This window comes from Parasphingomonas puruogangriensis (assembly GCF_036663635.1).
Lineage (GTDB): Bacteria > Pseudomonadota > Alphaproteobacteria > Sphingomonadales > Sphingomonadaceae > Sphingomonas.
In genome coordinates this window covers 369,226-385,917 of the sequence record NZ_JAXOJI010000001.1, presented here as the reverse complement: position 1 = coordinate 385,917, position 16,692 = coordinate 369,226, and the positions used below count along the sequence as shown (strand labels likewise).

At 65.1% G+C, this 16,692-nt stretch carries 15 protein-coding genes; 5 read left to right on the top strand and 10 right to left on the bottom strand.

The window, feature by feature from the left end:
• Nucleotides 1–19: 19 nt before the first annotated feature.
• Nucleotides 20–1,462, bottom strand: coding sequence for a pyruvate dehydrogenase complex E1 component subunit beta (locus tag U1739_RS01945; protein WP_332703443.1), 1,443 nt, complete (start codon nt 1,460–1,462; stop codon nt 20–22).
• On the bottom strand, nt 1,462–2,517 hold the full coding sequence (gene pdhA, locus U1739_RS01940) for a pyruvate dehydrogenase (acetyl-transferring) E1 component subunit alpha (RefSeq protein ID WP_332703441.1): 1,056 nt from the start codon (nt 2,515–2,517) through the stop codon (nt 1,462–1,464). The genes U1739_RS01945 and pdhA overlap by 1 nt, the downstream gene beginning before the upstream one ends.
• Nucleotides 2,518–2,665: 148 nt before the next feature.
• On the opposite strand from pdhA, the gene U1739_RS01935 reads away from it, so the two are divergent.
• From U1739_RS01935 to U1739_RS01925, 3 genes are all read left to right on the top strand, one after another.
• Entirely contained in the window at nt 2,666–3,976 is a 1,311-nt protein-coding gene (locus tag U1739_RS01935; RefSeq protein WP_332703439.1) for an MFS transporter, read from the top strand.
• Nucleotides 3,973–4,893, top strand: a complete 921-nt coding sequence (gene cysK, locus U1739_RS01930) for a cysteine synthase A (RefSeq protein WP_332703437.1) — start codon at nt 3,973–3,975, stop codon at nt 4,891–4,893. The genes U1739_RS01935 and cysK overlap by 4 nt, the downstream gene beginning before the upstream one ends.
• Nucleotides 4,894–5,236: 343 nt before the next feature.
• Nucleotides 5,237–6,598, top strand: a complete 1,362-nt coding sequence (locus tag U1739_RS01925) for a cell wall hydrolase (RefSeq protein ID WP_332703434.1) — start codon at nt 5,237–5,239, stop codon at nt 6,596–6,598.
• A gap of 116 nt (nt 6,599–6,714) precedes the next feature.
• On the opposite strand, the gene U1739_RS01920 is transcribed toward U1739_RS01925, so the two are convergent.
• The 5 genes from U1739_RS01920 to U1739_RS01900 form a co-directional block, all read right to left on the bottom strand.
• Nucleotides 6,715–8,517, bottom strand: a complete 1,803-nt coding sequence (locus tag U1739_RS01920) for an acyl-CoA dehydrogenase C-terminal domain-containing protein (RefSeq protein WP_332703432.1) — start codon at nt 8,515–8,517, stop codon at nt 6,715–6,717.
• A 10-nt stretch (nt 8,518–8,527) separates the two neighbouring features.
• The gene (locus U1739_RS01915) at nt 8,528–8,950 is read right to left on the bottom strand and encodes a MerR family transcriptional regulator (protein WP_332703430.1); all 423 of its coding nucleotides are present in this window, start codon (nt 8,948–8,950) and stop codon (nt 8,528–8,530) included.
• Nucleotides 8,951–8,980: 30 nt separating this feature from the next.
• On the bottom strand, nt 8,981–9,490 hold the full coding sequence (locus tag U1739_RS01910) for a hypothetical protein (RefSeq protein ID WP_332703429.1): 510 nt from the start codon (nt 9,488–9,490) through the stop codon (nt 8,981–8,983).
• Nucleotides 9,487–9,849: a phosphoribosyl-AMP cyclohydrolase gene (hisI, locus tag U1739_RS01905; protein ID WP_332703427.1), complete on the bottom strand. Its 363-nt coding sequence runs from the start codon at nt 9,847–9,849 to the stop codon at nt 9,487–9,489. Before hisI ends, U1739_RS01910 begins: the two co-directional genes overlap by 4 nt.
• A gap of 177 nt (nt 9,850–10,026) precedes the next feature.
• On the bottom strand, nt 10,027–10,275 hold the full coding sequence (locus U1739_RS01900) for a DUF7218 family protein (protein ID WP_332703425.1): 249 nt from the start codon (nt 10,273–10,275) through the stop codon (nt 10,027–10,029).
• 135 nt (nt 10,276–10,410) lie between these two features.
• On the opposite strand from U1739_RS01900, the gene purF reads away from it, so the two are divergent.
• Together purF and U1739_RS01890 are read left to right on the top strand one after the other, a co-directional pair.
• Nucleotides 10,411–11,877 carry an amidophosphoribosyltransferase gene (gene purF / locus U1739_RS01895; RefSeq protein WP_332703423.1) on the top strand — a complete coding sequence of 489 codons (1,467 nt, stop codon included), beginning with the start codon at nt 10,411–10,413 and terminating at the stop codon, nt 11,875–11,877.
• 118 nt (nt 11,878–11,995) lie between these two features.
• Nucleotides 11,996–12,706, top strand: coding sequence for an SDR family NAD(P)-dependent oxidoreductase (locus U1739_RS01890; protein ID WP_332703421.1), 711 nt, complete (start codon nt 11,996–11,998; stop codon nt 12,704–12,706).
• A 118-nt stretch (nt 12,707–12,824) separates the two neighbouring features.
• On the opposite strand, the gene U1739_RS01885 is transcribed toward U1739_RS01890, so the two are convergent.
• Genes U1739_RS01885 through U1739_RS01875 form a run of 3 tightly spaced genes read right to left on the bottom strand, consistent with a single transcriptional unit; the run spans nt 12,825 to nt 16,685 of the window.
• Nucleotides 12,825–14,000 carry a serine hydrolase domain-containing protein gene (locus U1739_RS01885; RefSeq protein WP_332703419.1) on the bottom strand — a complete coding sequence of 392 codons (1,176 nt, stop codon included), beginning with the start codon at nt 13,998–14,000 and terminating at the stop codon, nt 12,825–12,827.
• Between the two features lies 1 nt (nt 14,001).
• Nucleotides 14,002–15,267 carry a class I SAM-dependent methyltransferase gene (locus tag U1739_RS01880; protein ID WP_443025478.1) on the bottom strand — a complete coding sequence of 422 codons (1,266 nt, stop codon included), beginning with the start codon at nt 15,265–15,267 and terminating at the stop codon, nt 14,002–14,004.
• Nucleotides 15,268–15,311: 44 nt separating this feature from the next.
• Entirely contained in the window at nt 15,312–16,685 is a 1,374-nt protein-coding gene (locus U1739_RS01875; protein ID WP_332703416.1) for a cryptochrome/photolyase family protein, read from the bottom strand.
• Nucleotides 16,686–16,692: the final 7 nt, after the last annotated feature.

Here is a 16,692-nt window from a genome sequence, read left to right as displayed (position 1 = left end):
GTGGTGGGTACGGCGCCCGTTACAGTACCTTCTGCACCGTCGCGACGATCTTGGCTGAATTGAGCAGCGCCAGCTTCTCGAGGTTCGCCGCATATGGCAGCGGCACGTCCTCGTTTGCGACACGCAGCACGGGCGCGTCGAGATCGTCGAACCCCTCTTCCATGCAGATCGATACGATCTCCGAGGCGATCGAGCAGGTCGCCCAGCCCTCTTCCGCAACGACCATCCGGTTGGTCTTCTTCAGGCTCTCGAGCACGGTCGCCTTGTCCAGCGGGCGCAGCGTGCGCAGATCGATGACTTCGGCCTCCACGCCCTGCTTGGCCAGTTCCTCGGCCGCTTCGAGCGCGAGCCCGACGCCGATCGAATAGCTCACGATGGTCACGTCGCTGCCTTCGCGCATGATCCGCGCCTTGCCGATCGGCAGCACGTAATCGTCGAGCTTGGGCACTTCGAAGGTGCGGCCGTAGAGCAGTTCGTTCTCGAGGAACACGACCGGATCCTGGCTGCGGATCGCCGCCTTGAGCAGGCCCTTGGCATCGGCCGCATCATACGGCGCGATGACGATCAGGCCGGGAACGCTGGCATACCAGGGGCCGTAGTTCTGGCTGTGTTGCGCGCCGACGCGACTTGCCGCCCCGTTGGGGCCGCGGAACACGATCGGGCAGCGCATCTGCCCGCCGGACATATAGTTGGTCTTGGCGGCCGAGTTCACGATATGGTCGATCGCCTGCATCGCGAAGTTGAACGTCATGAACTCGACGATCGGGCGGAGGCCGCCCATCGCGGCGCCCGTGCCGACGCCGGCAAAGCCGTATTCGGTGATCGGCGTATCGATCACGCGCCTGGCGCCGAATTCCTCGAGCAGGCCCTGCGTCACCTTGTACGCGCCCTGATATTCGGCGACTTCCTCGCCCATCACGAACACGCGCTCGTCGCTGCGCATTTCCTCGGCCATCGCATCGCGCAACGCTTCGCGCAGCGTGATCTTGACCATCTCGGTGCCCGCGGGGAGCGCGGGATCGGCCACTTCGGCACGCTGCTTAGCCGCTTCGACCAACTGTGCCGTGCCGCCCTCTTCTTCCCCTCTCCCATCGGGAGAGGGAGGAGCCGCGTCAGCGGCGGAGGGTGAGGGCGATGCAGGCGACTGGGCGTCGCCCTCACCCCGCGGCGCTGGCGCGCCTTGCCCCTCTCCCGATGGGAGAGGGGAAGAAGCCTCTTCCCCCTCCGCGATCAGCGTGGCGATGACGGTGCCGACCTTCACATTGTCGCTACCTTCGGCGATCAGGATCTTGCCGATCGTGCCTTCGTCAACCGCCTCGAATTCCATCGTCGCCTTATCGGTCTCGATCTCGGCCATGATGTCGCCGGATTTGACCACATCGCCTTCCTTGACCAGCCACTTGGCGAGCGTGCCTTCCTCCATCGTCGGGGAAAGCGCGGGCATTTTGATTTCGATCGCCATCAGTAGGTTTCCACCAGCACGTCGGTATAAAGTTCAGCGGCATCCGGCTCGGGTGCGGCTTCGGCAAAGTCGGCAGCGTCGTTGACCTGGCGACGGATGTCCTGATCGATCGCCTTCAGATCGGCCTCGGTCACGCCTTCGACGTCGAGCAGTTTCTTGCAATGCTCGATCGGATCGGACTTGTCGCGCACCGCCTGGACTTCCTCGCGCGAGCGATATTTGGCCGGATCGGACATCGAATGGCCGCGATAGCGATAGGTCTTCATCTCGAGCAGGATCGGCCCCTTGCCGGCGCGCACCCAGGCGAGCGCCTCTTCGGCCGCGCCGCGGCACGCCAGCACATCCATGCCGTCGACCTGGATGCCCGGAATGCGGAAAGATTCACCACGCTTGTACAGCTGGTCCTCGGCCGACGAGCGATTGACGCTGGTGCCCATGGCGTACTGATTGTTCTCGATCACGAAAATGATCGGCAGCTTCCACAGCTCGGCCATGTTGAACGATTCATAGACCTGGCCCTGGTTCGACGCGCCATCGCCAAAATAGGCCATCGCGACCCCGCCATCCGCGTTATATTTATGCGCGAAGGCCAGGCCGGTGCCGAGCGAGACCTGCGCCCCGACGATGCCATGCCCGCCGTAAAACTTCTTCTCGGTCGAAAACATATGCATCGAGCCGCCCTTGCCGCGGCTGATCCCGGCCCCGCGCCCGGTCAGCTCGGCCATGATCACCTTGGGATCGATGCCATAAGCCAGCATATGGCCATGGTCGCGATAACCGGTGATCACGCTATCCTTCTCACCGTCGAGCGCCGACTGCAGGCCGACCGCGACCGCTTCCTGCCCGATATACAGATGGCAGAAGCCGCCGATGAAACCGAGGCCGTAGAGTTGCCCGGCCTTTTCCTCGAAGCGGCGGATCAGCAGCATCTGCTTGTAAAAGGCGAGCAATTCGTCCTTCGACGCCTTGTACGGCTGCGGTTCGGCGGGTCGCTCGCGGTTCGGCGCGGGCGGGTCGGCGGGACGATCGGTTGGGCGGGCGGGGGCTTTGGCCACGTGTTGGAACCTCGTTTTCCTTGGGGAGGAGCGCGCGTATAAGCGCGTTTCGCTCGCGACTTCAATCGTTGGGCCTCATCAGAAGTTTCACGCGCACAAGCAATCCCTGATTGCCGCGCGGCGCGCCGCCCGCGTAGAGCCGTGCGCGATGGACCTTTCCCCCTCCCCGCCCACCCACCCGCTCCGTATAGCCAATTTTCGCGCCTATTGGGTCGCGCGCCTCGCCATGACGATCGCGCAGAACGCGATGATCATCGTCATCGGCTGGCAAACCTATACGATCGCGCGGTCCACTATGAGCCCGAGCGGCGCGGCGGCGCAGCTTGGCTTGATCGGGTTGCTGCAATTCCTGCCGCTGTTTCTCAGCACGCCGATCACGGGGTGGGTGGCGGATCGTTTCGATCGGCGCTGGATCACGCGCATCACCGTGTCGTTGCAGCTGATCTGCGCGTTGATCCTGGCCATGGCCACATATGAAGGCTGGATGTCGCTGCCGGTATTGTTCTCGGTCGCGGTGTTGCTCGGCCTCGGGCGCGCCTTTGCGGGGCCGGCGTTCGGTGCGCTGGCCCCCAATTTGGTGCCGCGCGAGGTGTTGCCGACAGCCATCGCGCTGAGCTCGATCTCCTGGCAGGTCGGCACGATCATCGGCCCGGCGGTCGGCGGCTTCGCTTATGCCCATGCGCAGAGCGGCGCCTATTGGCTGGCGGCGGTCTTGTTCGGCCTGGCGTTCGTGGCGCTGCTGTTCATCAGCAAGGTGCCCAGCCCGCCGCGCTCGACCGCACATCCGCTGCGTCAGATCGTCGATGGCCTGGCCTATGTGGGTAAGAACAAGCTCGTGCTCGGCGCGATCACGCTCGATCTGTTCGCCGTGTTTTTGGCAGGGACCAGCGCCCTGCTGCCGATCTATGCGCACGACATCTTCAAGGTCGGGCCGAGAGGGCTGAGCCTGCTGGCTGCCGCCCCTGCGCTCGGCGCGGCAATCGTCGCGGTGATCTTCTCAATCCGTCCGCTCAAGCACAATGTCGGTCCGCGCATGCTGGTTTCGGTGTTGATCTACGGCACCGCCACGATCGTATTCGGCATCGCCCACCTGATCGTGCCCGCCTACGCCTTCGAGGTCGCGGTGGGCGCGCTGGCGGTGGCCGGCGCGGCGGACATGTTCTCGGTCTATATCCGCCAGTCGCTGATCCAGTTGCACACACCGGACGAGATGCGCGGCCGAGTCGGCGCCGTCTCGCAGTTGACCATTTCCGCCTCCAACGAGCTCGGCGAGGCCGAATCCGGCTTCCTCGCCGCGGCGCTCGGCCCGGTCGGTGCGGTGCTGGTCGGCGGCGGCGGGGCGATTGTAGTCACCATCCTGTGGACCTATCTGTTCCCCAGCATAAGGCGCGCCAAGACATTCGATCCGCCAACCAGCCGGCAGGATGCCGCAGACAAAGAGATGGAGGCAGTATCATGAAGGCAAACACGATCCTCGATACGATCGGCAACACGCCGCACATTCGCGTGCAGCGACTGTTTCCGGACACCGAAGTGTGGATCAAGTCCGAACGCGCCAATCCCGGCGGCTCGATCAAGGATCGCATCGCGCTGGCCATGGTCGAGGCGGCGGAAGCGTCGGGCGAGCTCCAGCCCGGCGGCACGATCATCGAGCCGACCAGCGGCAATACCGGCGTCGGCCTGGCCATGGTGGCTGCGGTCAAAGGCTATAAGCTCGTTTTGGTGATGCCCGAGAGCATGTCGATCGAGCGCCGCCGGCTGATGCTGGCATACGGCGCCACGTTCGATCTCACGCCGCGGGAAAAGGGCATGAAGGGCGCGATCGAACGCGCGCTTGAACTGATCGCACAGACGCCGAACAGCTGGATGCCGCAACAGTTCGAGAACCCTGCGAACATCGACGTGCATGTCCGCACCACGGCACAGGAAATCCTCGCCGACTTCGCCGAAACGCCGATCGACGTGATCATCACCGGCGTCGGCACTGGCGGACACATTACGGGCGTCGCCGAAACACTGAAGAAGAGCTGGCCGAACCTCAAAGTCTATGCCGTCGAGCCGGCTGCCTCGCCGGTCATTTCCGGCGGCCAGCCTGGCCCGCACCCGATCCAGGGTATCGGCGCGGGCTTCGTGCCGGCCAATCTGCACACCCAGTCGATCGACGGCTCGATCCAGGTCGACGCCGCCGTGGCCAAGGACATGGCGCGGCGCGCCGCCACCGAGGAAGGCATGCTGGTCGGGATCAGCTCAGGCGCGACGCTCGCCGCGATCCTGCAGAAGCTGCCCGATCTGCCCGACGACGTCCGCGTGCTTGGTTTCAACTACGATACCGGCGAACGCTATCTCTCCGTGCCAGACTTCCTGCCGGAGAGCTGATCGCCCACGTGGTCCGTGCGAACACTTCGTCACCCCGCACTGCTTATCGATACCGAGCAAGTAACCCTTTGTTCCCCCGCGAAAGCGGGAGCCCAGGGCCGCAGCGAGGACGCTCGGTACCCTGGGCTCCCGCTTTCGCAGGACAACATCAAAGTACGTGTCGCAGAGGTTTAAGTGCCGCACACGTCCGGGGTGGCGGCTCAGTAAGAGCAGGGCCTGCCTTCACCAGGGCAACGCCATTTTCACTTTCCCCGATAATAGGCTAAGGCCCCCGCTCGTCGTGGCAGGAGCCGTCATGTCCCGAATTCCGCTCGCCCGCGAGCCGCGCTGAAGTTTGCCCTCCATGTCCATCGTCCTTCCGAACACCACCGCGCGGATCGCGCCGGTCTATCACGCCGTGCTGCTGCTGATCGCGCTGCTCGCGATCGCCGTACCGGCATTGGTCGTGGCGTTGGCGCCCCCGGTCGTGCCGCATCGGCGCCTCGTTGCGCGCCCGCACCGGATCGTGCCGCCCGCCGAACTGCCGCCGGTCGAGCCCGTGACCTATCAGGACCTCGCGCCCGACGATGCGCGAACGTTCAACGCCGGCATACCATTCTCCACTGATCCCAATCCCGCCGCGCGCCCGTTTCACCTGGCCGGCACCGACGAAGACCGCTTGCGGGCGACCGACTGCATGGCCGCCGCGATGCTCTATGAAGCGGGCGACGACACGCTGGGGCAGCGCTCGGTCGGCCAGGTGATCATCAATCGCACACGCCACCCTGCTTTTCCCAAGACGATCTGCGGCGTGGTGTTCCAAGGCCAGGAGCGCAGCACCGGCTGCCAGTTCACCTTTACCTGCGATGGCGCGCTGGTCCGCCACCGTTGGTCCGATCTGGCGTGGAAACGCGCACGTGAGACCGCGACGCTGGCGCTCACCGGCAGCGTGTTCAAGCCGGTCGGCTATGCCACGCATTACCATACCGATTGGGTGGTGCCCTATTGGCAGTCCAGCCTCGACAAGGTCGCCAAGGTGCGCACGCACCTGTTCTTCCGCTGGACCGGCTGGTGGGGCACGCCGCCGGCCTTCCGCCGGGCGGTGTCCCCCAGCGAGCCGGTGATCGCGCAGCTCGCCGCCTATTCGGACGCGCACCGCATGGGGGCGGCGCTCGACGAGGCGGCCCTGGCCAGCGAGCAGGCGGCGGCGATCCTGGCGGGCGATACCGGCAGTGTCCCATCGGCAACCACCGATAACCCCGACAGCTTCCTGATCACGCTCGATCCCAAGATGGCGCCTGAGAATTTCGCGGCACTGGCGACTGCGACGTGCGGCGCGCGCGACTATTGCAAGTTCATGGGCTGGAGCAGCAAGGCGCGCACGCCGACCGCCAGCCCGGTGACCCCGCAGCAGATCGCTACCATGTCGTTCAGCTATCTGCGTGATCGCGCACGCGGCTACGACAAGGCGCTGTGGAACTGCGCGGAATTTAAGCGGCCAGATACCGCGCAATGCATGAAGCTGCAGGTGTTCGTGCCGGTGGCGCGGCAGACCGAGACGTTTCGGCTGGAGACGTTGCCGGGCTCGCGCGTGGCGGTGCCGGTGAGCAGTGCGACCAAGCCCGCTGCGGAACTGACCGGCGTGCGGCGGCGGGTAGAGCTCACCGCAATGCCGCCCAAAGCGGTGGTCGCGAAACCGGTGGTGACGGCGGTGCCGGAGAAATAAGCCCCTCCCCTTCAGGGGAGGGGTTGGCGGTGGGGGCGTGCAGCCGCACCAGCGCCGTCTTTTGCGGGACTGCCCCACCCCAACCCCTCCCCTTAAGGGGAGGGGCTTAGTTTACCTTACGCCGCCATGAAGGCCTCGACCGGCAGCGCCATCAGCGCTTCGCTGCCGCCTTCGATCTTGCGGCGCAACGCCCCTGCGTCCGGCAGGATACGCTCGGCGAAGAAGCGCGCGGTGATCAGCTTCGCGTCGAGGAATGCGGGATCGCCCTCGCCCGCCGCCTTCAGCGTGACCGCCGCGCTGGCCATGCGCAGCCACATCAGCCCGGTCGCCACGATCCCCATGATCTGCATATAGCTATAGGCGCCGGCACCGACATTGTCGGGGTTCTGCATGCCGTTCTGCATGAACCACATCGTCGCCGCCTGGAGCTGGCCCGTGGCCTTTTCCAGCGCCTCGGCGAATGCCGCGGTCTCGGGCACTGCCTTGGCGGCAGCAACGTCGTCGGCCACGACCTTGAAGAAGGCCTGCACGGCGCGGCCGCCGTTGGACGCCAGCTTGCGGCCGACCAGATCCATCGCCTGCACGCCGTTGGTGCCTTCGTAGATCATGGCGATGCGCGCATCGCGGACATATTGCTCCATGCCCCATTCGGCGATGTAGCCGTGGCCGCCGTAAACCTGCTGCGCGTTGGTGGCGATCTCATAGCCCTTGTCGGTGCCGTACCCCTTGATGACCGGGGTGAGCAGCCCGAGCAGATCGCCTGCCAGCTGCTTTTCCTCGTCGGTGGCGGCGGCATGTTCGAGATCGGCCTGCAGCGCGCCCCACAGGCACAGTGCGCGGAGCCCCTCGGTCATTGCCTTGGCTTCCATCAGCATGCGGCGCACGTCCGGGTGGACGAACAAGGTGTCGGCCTTTTCGGTCGGCTCCTTGGGGCCGGTCAGTGCGCGGCCCTGGCGGCGATCGTGCGCATATTGCACGGCGTTCTGATAGGCCACTTCGGCGACGCCGAGGCCCTGCAGCCCGACGCCGAGTCGTGCCGCGTTCATCATGATGAACATCGCGGCGAGGCCCTTCATCTCCTCGCCGACCAGCCAGCCGATCGCGCCGTCATAGTTCATCACGCAGGTCGAATTGGCGTGGATGCCCATCTTGTGCTCGATCGAGCCGCAGGTCGCCGGATTGCGCGCGCCCAGCGAGCCATTGTCATTGACCATGAACTTGGGCACGACGAACAGCGAAATCCCCTTCGAGCTTTCCGGCGCGCCGGGCGTCTTGGCCAGCACGAGATGGATGATGTTCTCGGTCAGATCATGCTCGCCCGACGAGATGAAGATCTTCGTGCCGGTGATCTTGTAACTGCCATCGCCGACCGGCTCCGCACGGGTGCGGATCAGGCCCAGGTCGGTGCCGCACTGCGGTTCGGTGAGGTTCATCGTGCCGCCCCATTTGCCGCTGACCATGTTGGGGACGTACTTGGCCTTCTGCTCGGGCGTGCCCTTGACCAGCAGCGCAGCGATCGCGCCGTGCGTCAGGCCGGGATACATGGCGAACGCCATGTTGGCCGAGATCATATATTCCTGGAACGCGGTCGACACGACGTGCGGCATTTCCTGCCCGCCGAATTCCTCCGGCGCGCTGAGCGTGCCCCAGCCGGATTCGACGAACGCATTATAGGCTTCCTTGAAGCCCTTGGGCGTGGTCACGCTGCCATCCTCGTGGCGCGTGCAGCCTTCCTGGTCGCCGCTGGCGTTCAAGGGAAACAGCACTTCGGCGACGAACTTGCCGCCTTCGTCGAGCACGGCATCGACCACGTCAGGCGTCGCGTTCTGGAAGCCGGGCAGATTGGCGTAATTGGCGAGGCCGACGACATGCTCGAGCACAAAACGCGTGTCGCGCACCGGGGGGGTGAACTGGGGCATAATAAATCCTTCAGGCGGGCTTTGTTTGGGCGATGACGGCGATGAAATCGGTCAGTTCGGCAATCGCCGCATCGATATCACGCTTCTGCGCGTCGAGCAGCTCGATGCGGTCGCGGCAGCGGTCGATCGTCACCGCCCGTTGCGATTTGCGGCCGTCGCCGAGATCGTAGAGATCGATCATCTCGCGAATCTCGGTGAGCGAGAAGCCGACGCGCTTGCCGCGCAGGATCCAGGCCAGCCGGGCGCGGTCACGATGCGAATAGACGCGCGTGGTGCCGCGCCGCTCCGGCGCGATCAGCCCCTCATCCTCGTAAAAACGCAAGGCGCGCGCCGTGACGTCGAATTCGGCCGATAGATCGGAAATCGAGAACTGCTCACGATCGTCTGCCGGCGGCACCACGACATAGGCTGGGGCATAATCCGTATTCGGCATAGCTCTTATGTAATTCCGTTTACGTGAACGTCAACCACCCAGACTGCATAACAAGCGCCCCTTGGCATCGCGCAGCGTGGAGGCTTCCGCGGGTGATTCACTGAGCCGATCGACATTAAGCGCAGCGAGCGATGCGCGCCGATGACATAATTTCGCGCAGGGTTCGGGCAATTTGCCCGGAAAAGCGATGCGGTCACCCTCATAGCGCGCCGTGAACGTACAGCCCGGGGCGGACGGGAAGTCGAGCTCCAGCGCCTCGCCGGCACGCGTCGCCACGCCGCTGCCGGCGCAGCTCTGATTGTCGTCATAATCGACGTACACGCCGATGCGGTAGGCGGTGGCGCCCGGCACGATGCACACGCGGTCGGTGTCGCGCGCATAGAGGCCGGTAATGTCGGTGCTGGCGGGATCGACCACCAGCCCTGCCTCGATCGCCGCCGCTTCGAGCGCGGTGGTCGGCGTGGGGCTGGGCAACGGTGCCGGGGCCGGTTGCTCCGTGCAGGCGGTGAGCAACAGCAGCGCGAACAGCAGCCGCGTCATGCGACCGGGCTCAACACGTCCCCGTCGATGCGTCGGAAGAAGCAGCTGCGCTCGCCGGTGTGGCAGGCTGGGCCGGCGGCATCGACGATCAGCCACACCGCGTCCTGATCGCAATCGATGCGGATCTCGGTGACGTGCAGGACATGGCCGGAGCTTTCGCCCTTTTTCCACAGCGCGGCGCGGCTGCGCGACCAGAAATGGGCTTCGCGCGTAGCGATGGTCGCGGCGAGCGCCTCTGCATTCATATGCGCGAGCATGAGCAGTTCGCCGGTGACGCGATCGGTGGCCACCGCGGTGATCAGGCCCGCGGCGTCATATTTGGGGTTCAGCTCGAGGCCAGTGTCGCGATGGGTGGTCATGCGGACGCTTTAGCGTGGTCGGCCGCGATTGTCGTTATAGCCGCGAACACCGGGCGTTGCCCACAAACCGCCGTCACCCCTGCGAAGGCAGGGGCCTATCGCTGTCTCTCCAAGCACCGGCTCATCAGGAAAAAGCGATGGGCCCCTGCCTTCGCAGGGGTGGCGAGAAGAGCGGTGTCACCCCTTACGGATCGCCTTCACCAGCGCCGCCTTGTCCATCTTGGACCGCCCGGCAATGCCGATCTCCTTGGCTTCCTTCATCAAATCCGCCTTGCTGCGATCCTCCAGCGTGCCGCCGCCCGGCTTCAGCGTCCCGGCCGCCTTGGCATTGGCGATTCGCGCCGCTTTCTCCGGCGAGGCGCCATCATTACGCAGGTCTTCGTACAATTTATCGTCCTTGACGCTCGGGCCGTGATCCTTCGCCATGCCGCTCTCCTTGCGCTAACCCGCCGAAAACGGGCGATGCGACCGAATGCTCCCGCCAATTCTTACAAAAGCGCGACAAAGCCGCATCGTGTCCCTATATGCCACCGCGACGCTACCCACCCCCCGAAGGGCGCCATGCTGACAACCAATCCGTTCGACGTCGCCGATGGCGACAAGCTGCACGAAGAATGCGGCGTCTTTGGCGTTTCCGGTAGCGAGGGCGCTGCCGCGCTCGTTGCCCTGGGGCTGCACGCGCTGCAGCACCGTGGCCAGGAAGCGGCCGGCATCACCAGTTTCGATGGCCAGGAATTCCACACGCACCGCGCGATGGGCCATGTCGCCGGCAATTTCGACCGCGACGACATCATCTTCGCGCTGCGCGGTACCGTCGCCTGCGGGCATGTGCGCTATTCGACCACCGGCGAGACGGCGCTGCGCAACGTGCAGCCACTCTACGCCGATCTGGCCAGCGGCGGCTTCGCCATCGCGCATAACGGCAATATCTCGAACGCGATGCGCATCCGTCGCGATCTCGTGCGGCGCGGCTCGATCTTCCAGTCGACCAGCGATACCGAAACGATCATCCATCTTGTCGCCACCAGCAATTATCGCACCGTGGTCGACAAGTTCATCGACGCGCTGAAGCAGGTCGAAGGCGCCTATTCGCTAATCGTCATGACGCCAGAGGGCATGATTGCCTGCCGCGATCCGCTCGGCATCCGGCCGCTGGTGATGGGCAAGCTCGGCAATGCCGTGATCTTTGCCTCGGAGACGGTCGCGCTCGACGTGTGCGGCGCCGAATTCGTCCGCTCGATCGATCCCGGCGAGCTGGTCATCGTCAAGGGCGACCAGATCACCTCGCATCGCCCGTTCGCCAATGTCTCGCCGCGGCCGTGCATTTTCGAATATGTCTATTTTTCACGACCGGATTCGATCTCGGAAGATCGCAGCGTCTATACCGTTCGCAAGGCGATCGGCGCGCAGCTGGCGATCGAAAGCCCGGTCGATGCCGATATCGTCATCCCGGTGCCGGATTCGGGCACGCCCGCCGCGCTCGGGTACGCGCAGCAATCGGGCATTCCGTTCGAACTCGGCATCATCCGATCGCATTATGTCGGCCGCACGTTCATCCAGCCGAACAACGAGGTTCGCCACCTCGGCGTGAAGCTGAAGCACAATGCTAATCGCGCGCTGATCAAGGGCAAGAAGATCGTGCTGATCGACGATTCGATCGTTCGTGGTACCACCTCGCTCAAGATCGTGCAGATGATGCGTGATGCCGGCGCCGCCGAAGTGCATATGCGCATCGCCAGCCCGCCGACGCGGCATTCGTGCTTCTACGGCGTGGACACGCCCGAGCGCGGCAAATTGCTCGCCGCCAACATGAATATCGAGGAAATGAACACCTATATCCAGGCCGACAGCCTGGCGTTCGTCTCGATCGACGGCTTGTACAAGGCACTCGGCGAACCGTGTCGAGCCGATATCCGCCCGAGCCATTGCGACGCCTGCTTCACCGGCGATTATCCGACCAAGCTGACCGATCAGGACGATGTCGTGCAGATCGACCAGTTTGCGCTGCTTGCCGAGCGGATGATCTAAGCCACCTTAGCCGTCATGCCGGACTTGTTCCGGCATCCACCGTGGTGCAAACGCCGCAGCGATTGCTGTCGCGGCACGGTGGACCCCGGACTAAATCCGGGGTGACGAAGGAAGAACGATGACCGACCTCCCCCTCCACAATCAAATCGCCCTCGTCACCGGCGCCAGCCGCGGCATCGGCGCGGCGACCGCCAAGGCGCTGGCCGCCGCCGGCGCCCATGTCGTGCTCACCGCGCGGACCGCCAAGGACCTTGAAGACGTCGAATCGGCGATCTTCGATGCGGGTGGCTCGGCGACGATCGCGCCGCTCGACCTGACCGAAACGGACAGCATCGCCCGGCTCGGCCTGGCGATCGGCGAGCGTTGGCCGCAGCTCGACATCATGGTGCTCAACGCCGGCATGCTCGGCAGCCTCACGCCGGTGCCGTCGATCGACGCCAAGGAACTGGCGCAGGTATTGACGCTCAACGTCAGCGCGCAGGCCGCCCTGATCGCCGCGTTCGACCCGATGCTGCGCAAATCGGCGCGCGCGCGGGTGATCGGGATTACGTCGAGCGTCGGTCGCAAGCCGCGTGCATATTGGGGCCTGTACGGTGCCTCAAAGGCGGCCTTCGAGGTGCTGATCGCGGCTTATGGCGAGGAAATGGAGCGGATCAGCAACATCCGCACCGCGATCCTCGATCCCGGCGCGACACGCACCAAGATGCGCGAGCGGGCCTATCCGGGCGAGAATCCGGCGTCGGTGAAGGAGCCGGGCGTGGTGGCGGATCGCATCGTCGCGCTGGTGCAGGAAGATTTCGCCACCGGGCATTTCGAACGGGTCGCTTAAACTCCTCCCCGGTACGGGGAGGTGGCAGCCGAAGGCTGACGGAGGGGGCGGGCCGGCAACGCTACTGTTGTGTCGCCGGCCCGCCCCCTCCCCCTCCCCGTTCCGGGGAGGATTTCGGTTACTTCACCGCCGCGTCGATCAGTTGCTGCTGGAACGCCGCCCGCACCACCTGCAAGTCGCGATCGGTCGCCTTGGGCCAGGCGCTCGACATCGCGATGACGATGCGGTGCGCGGGATCGACCAGGATATTCTGCCCGAAGATGCCGTTCGCGCCGAACCGGCCCTCGGGATAGGTCCACCATTGATAACCGTAGCCGTAACCCGGCCCGCGACCGATCTCGGCCTTGGAGGTGGTCGCCGCGGCGAACCAGCCCGGCTTGACGATGCCCTTGCCGCCGGTCAGCGCGAGCAACCCCATCCGCGCATAATCGCGCAGCGAGACGGACAGGCAGCAACCGCTGACTTCCTGTCCCGAGGGATCGATCATCCAGAACGCATCGCGCTCCATGCCGAACGGCTTCCACACCTTGTCGCTGAGATAGGTCGCCAGCGGCCGGCCGGTCGCCTTGCTCACCAGCACGCCGATCAGATTGGTCTCACCGGTCTTGTACACCCATTTGCTGCCCGGCGCGGTGTCGCGCGGCAACGTGCGCATATAGGCGATGGTCGGATCCATGCCCGCCGGCGCGGGCTTGGCATACATGGCCGCGACGTCGGACTTGGGATCGGTATAATCCTCGTTCCATTTCACGCCCGAGGTCATCGTCAGCAATTGCGCGATCGTGACGCCATCATACCCGCTGCCCGCCAGTTCGGGCAGGTAGCGCGTCACCGGCTCGTCGACCGATTTGATATAGCCGTCCTTGATTGCCGCACCGACCAGCGTCGAGGTGAACGACTTGGCCACCGAAAAGCTGGTGTAGCGGCCGTCACGCGCATAGCCGCGGGCATAACGTTCGAGCCGGATCTTGCCGTCCTGCACCACGATCAGCCCGGCGGTATTGTTGGCCGCCATATAGGCATCGACCGCGGCGGGATCGATCGGCAGCGGCGCGCCCAGGGGGAGTGCGCGAACCCGCCCGCCAGCCTTGACGATATGGCCCGGAAAGAGCGTTTCCATATGCGGGAAATTGGCGTCGCGCTTGGCCTGATCCCAGAACAGGATCGCCGCGCCTGCCTGCTGCAATTGCTTGGCATTGGCCGCATTGATCTGGACCGAGGAAGTCACCGGTGCCGGCCCCGCCGTCATGCACCCGCTGAGCGCTACCGCCCCGACCAGTCCGATCCACCGCATATCATTCTCCCTTGATCAGCGTGACTTGTGCCACGTCTATGCCACCACCGCGGAACCCGCCCTCGCAATACATCAGGTAATAGCGCCACAGGGAAACGAAATGCGCATCGAATTCCGGCGGGAGCTTGCCGGCATCGACCGCGTCATCGAACGCCACGCGCCAGCGCCGCAGCGTCTCGGCATAATCCTGTCCGAACGCGACGCGATCGTGCCAGCTCAGGCCATGTTCTGCGGCCAGCGCGCGGAACCGGCTTTCCGATAGCAGCATGCCGCCGGGAAAAACGTAGCGCTGGATGAAATCCACGTTGCGCGCGTACGAGTCGAAGATCGCGTCGTCGATCAGGATATATTGGATCGCCGCGCGGCCGCCAGGCTTCAGCGCCTTGGCCACCGCCTGCAGATAGGCTGGCCAATAACGCTGGCCGACCGCCTCGACCATCTCGATGCTGACGACGGCGTCATATTGCCCGGTGATATCGCGATAGTCGGTCAGCGACACCGTGACGTCGGGCAACCCGGCGGTGGCCATGCGACTATCCACCGCCGCCTTCTGCTCGGCCGACAGCGTCACGCCATGCAGCTTGCGGCCAGCCTTGGCCGCCGTTTCGGCGAACGAGCCCCAGCCGCTGCCAATTTCCAGGATCGTGTCGCCGGCCTGGGTAGCGGTGCGCGCCAGCATCGCATCGAGTTTCGCCTGTTGCGCATCGTGCAGGGATTGCGTCGGTGAGGCGAATATCGCGCTTGAGTAGGTCATGCCCGGATCGAGCCATAAGCCGTAGAAATCGTTGCCGAGATCATAGTGAAATTCGATGTTGCGGCGCGATCCGTTCTTGTCGTTGCGGCGCAGCCAATGGGCCACGCGCCCGACGAGGCGCTTGAAGCCCCCGGCCCTGGCCGTTTCGCCCAGCGACACGGCGTTGCGCATGAACAGATCGAACAGCGGCACCGGATCGGGGCTCGACCAGTCGCCATCGGCCCAGGCACGATACCAGCCGGCCGACCCGCCAGTGACCAACCGAACGATCGCGCGCCAGCTCGGCATGTCGACGATGACGGCCGGCCCGGGCGCGCGACCGCCGAGCAGGCGGTTGCTGCCATCGGGGAGACTGGCCTCGATCGAGCCCGTCATCAGCCCCGCATCGATGCGATCGAGGATACGGTGGAACAGGCGGTGGAAACGATTGAGCAGCCAGTCGCCCTTACGCGCCGGGCGCCGCCCATGCGCCGGCCCGAAGCGGCGGCCTCTATTCGGTGTGATCGCGTTCATATCGCCCGCGTCTTGCACACGAGCCGCGCCAGGGAAAAGCGAATTTACCGGGTGCGCTTCATCGCCGCCAGTGCGCGTTCGCGGCCTTCGCGGTGCCCGATGATCTTGGCCGGGTAATTTTTCGGGCGGCGGCCGAACTCGTCGGGATCGTGGATCGCCTCGTCGCTGAGATCGGCCAGCTCCGGCACCCATGCGCGGATATAGCCCGCGGCATCGAACTTTGCCGACTGGGTGAGCGGTGCCATGATGCGGCTGAACATGTTGGCGTCGATCCCCGTCCCGGCGGTCCATTGCCAATTGACCGTGTTGGAGCCGTAATCGGCATCGACCAGGCAGTCCCAGAACCAATCCTCGCCGCGGCGCCAATCGATCAGCAGATGCTTGATAAGGAACGAGGCAGTGATCATCCGCACGCGATTGTGCATCCAGCCGCTGGTCCATAGCTGGCGCATGCCGGCATCGACGATCGGATAGCCGGTGCGGCCCTGCTGCCACGCCTTGAGATCGGCGTCTGCTTGCGCACCGCTGCGCCACGCCAGCGTATCCAGGTTGGGCCGGCCATTCTCGCGGCCATAATCGGGATATTGCTGGATCACGTTCTGGGCGTAATCGCGCCAGGCGATTTCCTTGAGATAGGTGGTGGCGTCGCCCTTGGCGGCCAGCACGGCGTGCCACACCGTGGCGGGCGAAATCTCGCCGAAATGCAGATGCGGCGACAGACGCGACGTCAATTCGTCGGACGGCAGGTTGCGGCCGATATCATAGCCGGCGGCATGGGGCAGGAAGTCGGCCAGCCGTTCGTGCGCGGCGTGCTCGCCGGGGGTCCATTCTTTGACGAAGCCCGGCGCCCAATCGGGCTTGGTCGGCAGCAGCTTCCAATCGGCCAGCGTGTCGCTCTCCGGCCACCGAGCCGGCGCGGCGATAGCGTGCGGCGCCGGCTGCGGTGGCGCGGGCGGCATCTGTTCGTTCAACGCGCGCCAGAACGGCGTATAGATCTTGTACGGCTGCCCGCTGCCGCTGGTGATCGTGCCCGGCGGGCTGAGGTAATTGCCGTCATGGCAGACGAGCTCGAGCGTCTGCGCCACCGCGCGCTCGGCATTGCGCCACCACGGCTCGTAATGGCGCAGGCAATGGACGCGTTTGGCGCCCGTCTGGTCGGCCAGCTCGGCCAGCACGTCGGCCGCGACGCCGCGGCGGAGGATCAGGCGCGCGCCTTTGGCGTGCAATTGCTTGTCCAGCGCGGTCAGGCTGTGGTGCAGCCACCAACGGGACGCGCCACCCATCTTGCGATGCTTGGCCGTATCGTCGTCGAGGATGTAGACCGGAATCACCGGTCCTTCGCTGGCGGCGGCGATAAGCGCGGCGTGATCGGACAGGCGAAGATCGCGGCGGAGCCAGAGCAGGGTGGGGTCGGTCATCGACTGG

Coding starts and splice junctions, on each gene's coding strand:
- U1739_RS01945 (WP_332703443.1), bottom strand. CDS start 1,462: ATGGCGATCGAAATCAAAATGCCCGCGCTTTCCCCGACGATGGAGGAA.
- U1739_RS01935 (WP_332703439.1), top strand. CDS start 2,666: ATGGACCTTTCCCCCTCCCCGCCCACCCACCCGCTCCGTATAGCCAAT.
- cysK (WP_332703437.1), top strand. CDS start 3,973: ATGAAGGCAAACACGATCCTCGATACGATCGGCAACACGCCGCACATT.
- U1739_RS01925 (WP_332703434.1), top strand. CDS start 5,237: ATGTCCATCGTCCTTCCGAACACCACCGCGCGGATCGCGCCGGTCTAT.
- U1739_RS01920 (WP_332703432.1), bottom strand. CDS start 8,517: ATGCCCCAGTTCACCCCCCCGGTGCGCGACACGCGTTTTGTGCTCGAG.
- U1739_RS01915 (WP_332703430.1), bottom strand. CDS start 8,950: ATGCCGAATACGGATTATGCCCCAGCCTATGTCGTGGTGCCGCCGGCA.
- U1739_RS01910 (WP_332703429.1), bottom strand. CDS start 9,490: ATGACGCGGCTGCTGTTCGCGCTGCTGTTGCTCACCGCCTGCACGGAG.
- hisI (WP_332703427.1), bottom strand. CDS start 9,849: ATGACCACCCATCGCGACACTGGCCTCGAGCTGAACCCCAAATATGAC.
- U1739_RS01900 (WP_332703425.1), bottom strand. CDS start 10,275: ATGGCGAAGGATCACGGCCCGAGCGTCAAGGACGATAAATTGTACGAA.
- purF (WP_332703423.1), top strand. CDS start 10,411: ATGCTGACAACCAATCCGTTCGACGTCGCCGATGGCGACAAGCTGCAC.
- U1739_RS01890 (WP_332703421.1), top strand. CDS start 11,996: ATGACCGACCTCCCCCTCCACAATCAAATCGCCCTCGTCACCGGCGCC.
- U1739_RS01885 (WP_332703419.1), bottom strand. CDS start 14,000: ATGCGGTGGATCGGACTGGTCGGGGCGGTAGCGCTCAGCGGGTGCATG.
- U1739_RS01880 (WP_443025478.1), bottom strand. CDS start 15,267: ATGAACGCGATCACACCGAATAGAGGCCGCCGCTTCGGGCCGGCGCAT.
- U1739_RS01875 (WP_332703416.1), bottom strand. CDS start 16,685: ATGACCGACCCCACCCTGCTCTGGCTCCGCCGCGATCTTCGCCTGTCC.